The sequence below is a fragment of the Streptomyces sp. NPDC033221 genome (assembly GCF_055577005.1).
On record NZ_JBVIQN010000079.1, the window covers coordinates 1 to 8,578 of the forward strand.

The 8,578-nt window shown below is 75.2% G+C and carries 2 protein-coding genes; both read left to right on the plus strand.

The features are described from left to right. Positions 1 to 63: 63 nt before the first annotated feature. Entirely contained in the window at positions 64 to 6,825 is a 6,762-nt protein-coding gene (locus ACZ53K_RS42280; protein ID WP_468848365.1) for a type I polyketide synthase, read from the plus strand. Positions 6,826 to 6,836: 11 nt separating this feature from the next. After that, on the plus strand, positions 6,837 to 8,578 hold a 1,742-nt coding region (locus ACZ53K_RS42285; protein WP_468848368.1), incomplete at its 3' end, for a type I polyketide synthase.

An 8,578-nucleotide genomic window follows, 5' to 3' on the forward strand; every position in this document is an offset into this window, starting at 1 on the left:
TTGCACGTCAACGGTGTCGGGGTCGACTGGTCCGGGATCTTCGCCGGTACCGGCGCCCGCCGCGTGGACCTTCCCACCTACCCCTTCCAGCACGAGTGGTTCTGGCCGGAGGCCGCGCCCGCAGGGCGTCTGCCGGACGGCCCGCAGGACACGGCGGACGCCCGGTTCTGGGACGCGGTGGAGCGCGAGGACCTGTCGTCGCTCTCCGCCGACCTCGAACTGGACGGCGCCGCGCTGGCCTCCCTCGTACCCGCCCTGTCCGCCTGGCGCCGTAAGCGGGTCGAGCACTCGACCGTCGACGGCTGGCGCTACCAGGTGACGTGGAAGCCGCTCACCGGGACCTCGGTGAGCACGCTCACCGGGCCGTGGCTGGCGCTCGTCCCGGCAGGCAGCGCCGATGACGCATGGACCGCCGCCGTGGTCGCGGCGCTCGGCGACGATGTCGTCAGCGTCGAGGCCGACCCGGCCGACGGCCGCGCGCTGGCCGCCCAGCTGGCCGAGATCGCCGCGCAGGGCGTCGAGTTCGCCGGGGCCGTCTCCCTGCTCGCGGCCCGGCCCGGCGACGGTGTCGCCCCCGCGGGGCCGGTGTGGCCCGGCGAGGCGGTACAGGCGCTGGCCGACGCGGGTATCGGCGCCCGCCTCTGGTACGTCACCCGGGGCGCGGTGTCGGTGGGCCGCTCGGAGGCGGACGTGGACGCCGCCCAGGCAGTGGTGTGGGGACTGGGCCGGGTCGCGGCCCTGGACCACCCGGACCGCTGGGGCGGCCTCGTCGACATCGCCCAGGTACTCGACCGGCGTTCGGCGGACCGGTTCCGTGCCGTACTGTCCGATACGGGCGGTGAGGACCAAGTGGCGCTGCGGCCCTCGGGCCTCTTCGGGCGCCGGCTGGCGCGCGCCTCGGCCGACACCCCGTCGGCCCCGTGGCAGCCGTCCGGCTCGGTCCTGGTCGTCGGCGACGCTTCCGGCACCGGCGGGCACTGGGCCCATTGGCTGGCCGGACACGGCGCCCGGCACATCCTGCTGGCCGACCCCACCGCACCCGACATCGACCGACTGAGGGCCGGACTCGACGGCTCGGGCGTGGAGCTGACGCACCTCGCCTGCGCCCTGTCCGACGGCGAGGCACTGCTGACCGCCCTCGCCGACCTCCGGCCGACGGCACCGCTGACCGCCGTGGTGCACGCCGACGCGGCAGCGCCGTCCGGCGACGGCGAGCCGGGCGACACCCTGGCCGCGCTGCACACGGCCGTGGAGAACCTGGCGGCCGTGGCCGAAGCGGCGGCCGGGGAGCGGCCCTTGGACGCGCTCGTCCTCAGCTCCTCGATCGCCGGGACCTGGGGGGCCGGCGGCCGGGCAGCGGATGCGGCGGCCGGCGCCCTGCTGGACGCCGTGGCCCGCCGGTACCGCGCACGCGGACTGCCCGCCCTGTCCGTCGCCTGGGGCGCCTGGGCGGACACCATCGACGACAGCCTGGCCGCGCACCTGCGGGTCAGCGGGCTGCCCGCGATGGACGCCGGGCGCGCCCTGACCGCCCTCGCCCGCTGCGTCGGCACCGACGCGCCCTCGGTGACGGTCGCCGACGTACGGTGGGACCGGTTCGCGCCGGCCTTCACCCGTAACCGGAGCGGCGCCCTGTTCACCGAACTGCCCGAGGCCCGGGACGCCCTGGCGGAAGCACGGAGCCCCGAGCAGGACACCGTGACCGGGCTCAAGGGCCGGCTCGCCGGCCGCCCCGCGGCGGAGCAGACCGAGGCGCTGCTGGCCCTGGTCCGCGGCGAGGTCGCCACGGTGCTCGGCTTCGCCGACGCCGACGCCGTACCGTCCGGACCGGCCTTCAAGGACCTCGGCTTCGACTCGCTGACCGCCGTCGACCTGCGCAACCAGCTCGCCACCGCGACGGGCCTGTCGCTGCCCGCCACCCTCGTCTTCGACCACCCGACGGCGGAGGCACTGGCCGGCCACCTGCGCGCCGAACTCTTCGGCGGTGGGGACGACGACCTGCCCGCTGTCACGGCGGTACGGGCGCGGGGCGCGGCGGTGGCCGACGACCCGGTCGTCATCGTCGGCATGAGCTGCCGCTACCCGGGCGGGGTCCGCTCGCCCGAGGACCTGTGGGACCTGGCCGTCGGAGAGGTGGACGCCATCGGCGGCTTCCCCGCCGACCGGGGCTGGGACCTGGACCGGCTGCTGCACGGCGACCGGGACGGCCACGGCCGGACCGTCGCCAAGGAGGGCGGCTTCCTCTACGACGTGGCCGACTTCGACCCCGGCTTCTTCGGGATCGCGCCGCGCGAGGCCATGGTGATGGACCCGCAGCAGCGCATCCTGCTGGAGGCCTCCTGGGAGGCCCTGGAGCGCACCGGCATCGACCCGGCCGGGCTGCGCGGCGGTGACACGGGCGTGTTCATCGGCGGCGGCTCGGGCGACTACCGGCCCGAGGCGGGCCAGCTGGGCCACGCGCAGACCGCGCAGTCGGCCAGCCTGCTCTCCGGCCGGGTGGCCTACCACCTCGGCCTGGAAGGCCCGACCGTCAGCGTCGACACGGCCTGCTCGTCGTCCCTGGTGGCCCTCCACCTGGCCGCCCAGGCGCTGCGCAACGGCGAGTGCTCCGTCGCCCTCACCGGCGGTGTGACGGTGATGTCCAGCCCGGTGAACTTCGTCGAGTTCGGCGAGCTGGGCGCCCTCGCGCCGGACGGCCGCTGCCGGGCCTTCGCCGACTCCGCGAGCGGCACCGGCTGGTCCGAGGGCGTGGGCGTCCTCGTACTGGAACGGCTCTCGGACGCCCGCCGCAACGGGCACGAGATCCTCGCCGTGCTGCGCGGCTCGGCGATCAACCAGGACGGTGCCAGCAACGGCATCACCGCCCCCAACGGCCCCTCGCAGCGCCGCGTCATCCGGCGGGCGCTGGCCGACGCCGGACTGGCACCGGCCGACGTGGACGCGGTGGAGGCACACGGCACCGGCACCACCCTCGGCGACCCGATCGAGGCGCAGGCGCTGCTGGCCACGTACGGCCAGGACCGTGAACGGCCGCTGCTGCTGGGGTCGCTGAAGTCCAACATCGGCCACACCCAGGCCGCGGCCGGCGTGGCCGGCGTGATCAAGATGGTGCAGGCCATGCGCCACGGCAAGCTGCCCAGGACGCTGCACGTCGACCAGCCGTCGGCCCACGTCGACTGGACCGCCGGCGCGGTCGAACTGCTGACGGACGCCGCCGACTGGCCGCTGACGGGCCGCCCCCGGCGCGCCGGCATCTCGGCCTTCGGCGCCAGCGGCACCAACTCCCACGTGATCCTGGAGCACTTCGAACAGCCCGAGCCGCCTGCCGCCGCCGAACCCGCGGGGGAGTCCCACGGCCCGCTGCCGGTCCCCGTATCGGCCGCCGTGCCGGAAGCACTGCGGGCCCAGGCCCGGCAGCTGCACACGTACGTGACGGCACGGCCCGGACTCACCACCGCGGACCTCGCCCGGGCACTGGCCACCACCCGATCGGTCTTCACCCACCGCGCCGCCGTCCTCGCCGGCGACCGCGACGAACTGCTGGCCGGCCTGGCCGCGCTCGCCGACGGCCACAGCACACCGCAGGTCGTACAGGGCGAGGCGGCGGCCCGCCGCGGCAAGCTCGCGGTGCTGTTCTCCGGCCAGGGCACCCAGCGGCCGGGCATGGGACGGGAGCTGTACGCCCGCTTCCCGGCGTTCGCCGAGGCGTTCGACGCGGTCACCGCGCACCTGGACGCCGAGCTGGAACGCCCCATCCGGGACGTCATGTTCGAGGACGCCGACCGGCTCGACGAGACCGGCTTCACCCAGCCCGCGCTGTTCGCCATCGAGGTGGCACTGTTCCGCCTGGTCGAGTCCTGGGGCATCCGCCCGGACTTCGTCGCCGGGCACTCGATCGGTGAGCTGGCGGCAGCACACGTGGCCGGCGTCTTCTCCCTGCCGGACGCCTGCAAGGTGGTGGCCGCCCGGGCCCGGCTGATGAACGCCCTGCCGGCCGGCGGCGCCATGGTCGCCGTCCAGGCCACCGAGGAGGAGGTGACGACGCTGCTGACCGAGGGCGTGTCGATCGCCGCGGTCAACGGCCCGCGGTCGACGGTCCTCTCCGGTGACGAGGACGCCGTACTGGGCGTGGCGGAAAAACTCACCGCCGACGGACGCAAGACTAGGCGTTTGCGGGTCAGCCATGCATTTCACTCACTGCACATGGACGCCATTCTGGAGGACTTCCGACGGGTCACCCGGAGCGTGGAACACCACGCCCCGCAGATCCCGCTCGTGTCCAACGTGACCGGCGAGGCGGCGACCGAGGAACAGGTGTGCTCCCCGGACTACTGGGTGCGCCACATCCGCGAGGCCGTCCGCTTCGGCGACGGCGTCCGCACCCTCACCGAGCACGGTGTGACCGCCTTCCTGGAGCTGGGACCCGACGGCGCGCTGTGCGCCATGGCCCAGGACACCCTCGACGTCCTGTCCTCGCGGGCCCTGGCCGTACCGGTGCTGCGCAAGGACCGCGGCGAGCAGGAGTCCGCGGTCACCGCCCTCGCCCGGCTGTACGTCGACGGCACCGCCCCGGACTGGGACGCCCTGCTCGCGGCGGCCGCCACCGGGCCCCGCCGCACCGACCTGCCCACCTATCCCTTCCAGCACCAGCGGTACTGGCCGGCCACCACGCCGGCCATCGGACCCGCCGCACCCGGCGGTGCGGACGACGGCTTCTGGTCGGCGGTACGGGAGGCCGACTTCGCCTCACTGGAGACGACGCTCAACGTCGACGGCGACGCACTGGCCAAGGTGCTGCCCGCACTCGCGGACTGGCGCCGCCGGCGCGGCGAGGAGAACACCGTCGACGGCTGGCGGCAGCAGATCACCTGGCAGCCGCTGACCGTACAGCCCGCCCGCACCCCGGCGGGCACCCGGCTCGCCGTGCTCCCGGCCGGACACGCCGACGACCCCTGGGCCGCCGACGCCGTCGCCGCGCTGGGCCCGGACACCGTACGCCTGGAAGTGGCCGGTCCCGACCGGGCGGCGCTCGCCGAACGGCTGCGCAAACTGGCCGCCGACGGGTTCGCGTTCACCGGAGTGGTGTCCCTGCTCGCCCTCGCCGACGCACCCGCGCCCGGCGCGGAAGCCCCCGAGGCGCTGGCCCTGACCACCGCCCTGATCCAGGCGCTCGGTGACGCGGACCTCGCCGCACCCCTGTGGTGCGTCACCCGCGGCGCGGTCGCCGCCGCGCCCTCCGAGCCGGTACCCGGGCTCGCCCAGGCCGCCGTCTGGGGCCTGGGACGGGTCGCCGCCCTGGAGCACCCGCAGCGCTGGGGCGGTCTGATCGACCTGCCCGGCACCCTCGACGAGCGCTCCACGGCCCGCTTCGCGGAAACCCTCGCGGCGCCCGGCGGCGAGGACCAGATCGCGATCCGGCCCTCCGCCGCCCTCGGCCGCCGGCTGGTACCCGTACCGGCCGGGCACGGCACCACGGAGTGGGACCCCACCGGCACCGTCCTGATCACCGGCGGTACCGGAGCCCTCGGCGCCCACGTGGCACGACGGCTCGCCGAGGCGGGCGCCCGGCACCTGCTGCTCCTCAGCCGCCGGGGCGCCGGCGCCCCCGGAGCCGCCGAACTGGCCGCGGACCTGGAGGAACTGGGCGCCGAGGTCACCCTCGCCGCCTGCGACGCCGCCGACCGCGACGCGCTCGCGAAGGTCCTCACCGCCATCCCCGACGAGGCACCGCTGACCGGCGTGATCCACACGGCGGGCGTCCTGGACGACGGGGTCCTGGACAGCCTCACCCCGGACCGCTACGAGGCCGTCCACCGCGCCAAGGCCGCCTCGGCCCTGGCCCTGCACGACCTCACCAAGGACCTGGACCTGGCCGTCTTCGCCCTGTTCTCCTCGTCCTCCGGCGCGGTCGGCAACGCCGGCCAGGCCAACTACGCCGCCGCCAACGCCATCCTGGACGCACTCGCCGAACAGCGCCGCGCCCAGGGCCTGGCCGCGACCTCGATCGCCTGGGGCGTGTGGGGCGGCGGCGGAATGGCCGACGGCCACCGCGCGGCCGACGTGGCCCGGCGTACCGGCATCCGCCCGCTCGACCCGGACCTCGCCGTCGTGGCGCTGCGCCGGGCCGTCATGGACGGGCGGCCCACCGAGATCGTCGCCGACATCGACCGCGACCGGTTCGTCCGCTCCTTCACCGCCGTACGGCCCAGCCCGCTCCTCGGCGAGCCGGCCGCCGACGGACACCGGGCGGCGGGGGGCACCGGCGAGGACACCACCGGCGACGCGCTGCGCGAGAAGCTGACGGGCCTGCCGCCCGCCAAGCGCTCCGCGGCCGTACTGGACCTGGTCCGCACCCGGGCCGCGGCCGTACTGGGCCACCCCACGGCGGACGCCGTGGGCGCCGACCGGGCCTTCCGCGACCTCGGCTTCGACTCCCTCAGCGCCGTCGAACTGCGCAACCAGCTCGGCGCCGCGACCGGGCTGACGCTGACCGCCACGCTCGTCTTCGACCACCCCAGCCCCACCGCCCTGGCCGACCACCTCCTGGGCCTGCTCGTCCCCGACGAGGGGACGGGGGAGGGGGCCGACGACGACCCGGACTCCTCCGGCATCAGGGCCCTGCTCAGCACCGTCTCCATGAGCCGGCTGCGCGAGATCGGCGTACTCGAACCCCTGCTGAAGCTCGCCGCCGAGCAGTCCGCGGCGTCCGACGGCGAGCCCGGCACCCCGGCGGCGGCCGACGCCTACGAGGAGTCGATCGACGCGATGGACGTTGCCGACCTGGTACAGGCGGCACTCGACGGCAATTCCCCCCAAGAGCGCTGAAAGAGCGGACCATGACCACATCCAGTGAATCCGTCGTCGCGGCCCTCCGCGCCTCGCTGAAGGAAGCCGAGCACCTGCGCCGGCAGAACCGCAAACTGGCCGCCGCGGCCACCGAACCGATCGCGATCGTGGCGATGAGCTGCCGGTACCCCGGCGGCGTGAACTCGCCCGAAGACCTCTGGGAACTCCTGGCCTCCGGCAAGGACGCGATCGGCGCGTTCCCCACGGACCGCGGCTGGGACCTCGACGCCCTGCGCGACGCCGGTGTCGACCGGCGCGGCAACGCCGTCAGCCAGGAAGGCGGCTTCCTCGACGGCGTGGCCGACTTCGACGCGGACTTCTTCGGCATCTCGCCGCGCGAATCCGTCACCATGGACCCGCAGCAGCGCCTCCTGCTGGAGACCTCCTGGGAGGCGATCGAGCGGGCCGGCATCGACCCGGTGTCCCTGCGCGGCAGCCGCACCGGCGTGTTCGTCGGCACCAACGGCCAGGACTACGCCTACCTGCTGGTCCGCTCCCTGGCCGACGCCACCGGCGACATCGGCACCGGAATCGCCGCCAGCGCCACCTCCGGGCGGCTCTCCTACACGCTGGGCCTGGAAGGCCCGGCGGTGACGGTCGACACCGCGTGCTCCTCCTCGCTCGTGGCCCTGCACACGGCGGCCCACGCCCTGCGGGCCGGTGAGTGCTCGCTCGCCCTGGTCGGCGGCGTGAACGTGATGTCGTCCCCGGGCTCCCTGATGGAGTTCAGCCGGCAGGGCGGCCTCGCGGCGGACGGCCGGTGCAAGGCGTTCTCCGACGACGCCGACGGCACCGGCTGGTCCGAAGGCGTGGGCGTCCTCCTCGTCGAGCGCCTCAGCGACGCCCGCCGCAACGGACACCCCGTCCTCGCCGTCGTCCGTGGCACCGCCGTCAACCAGGACGGCGCCTCCAACGGCTTCACCGCGCCCAGCGGGCCCGCCCAGCAGCGGGTGATCCGGCAGGCGCTGGCGAGCGCCGGTCTCAAGGCCGCGGACGTGGACGTGGTCGAGGCCCACGGCACCGGCACCCCGCTCGGCGACCCGATCGAGGCCCAGGCACTGCTCGCCACCTACGGCCAGGACCGGGCCCCCGAACGGCCGCTGCTCCTCGGCTCGGTCAAGTCCAACCTCGGCCACACCCAGGCGGCCGCAGGCGTGGCGGGAATCATCAAGGTGGTCCTCGCGATGCGGAACGGCGTACTGCCGCAGACCCTGCACGTGGACGCGCCGTCATCGCACGTGGACTGGTCGTCCGGTGCGGTGGACCTGCTGACGGGCCCCCGGAACTGGCCCGAGGCCGACCGGCCGTGGCGGGCGGGCGTGTCGTCGTTCGGCATCAGCGGCACCAACGCGCACGTGATCGTGGAACAGGCGGCACCGGCCGACGAGCCGGCACCGGAAACCGAGGTGGCGCCCACCGTGGTGCCCTGGCTGGTCTCGGCCAGGTCCGAGGAGGCGCTGGCGGCACAGATCGAGCGGATCTCGTCGCTGCGGGGCGCGTCGTCCCCGGTGGACGTGGGCTTCTCGCTCGTCGACGGCCGTTCCGTCTTCGGGCACCGTGCGGTGCTGCTGGCGAAGAGCCCCGACGGTGAACTGTCCGAGGCGGCCCGGGGCCGCGCGGAGACGGGCCGCTCGCTCGCGGTGCTGTTCTCGGGTCAGGGCGCGCAGCGCGTCGGGATGGGCCGGGAGCTGTATGGCCGGTTCCCGGTGTTCGCCGAGGCGCTGGACGAGGT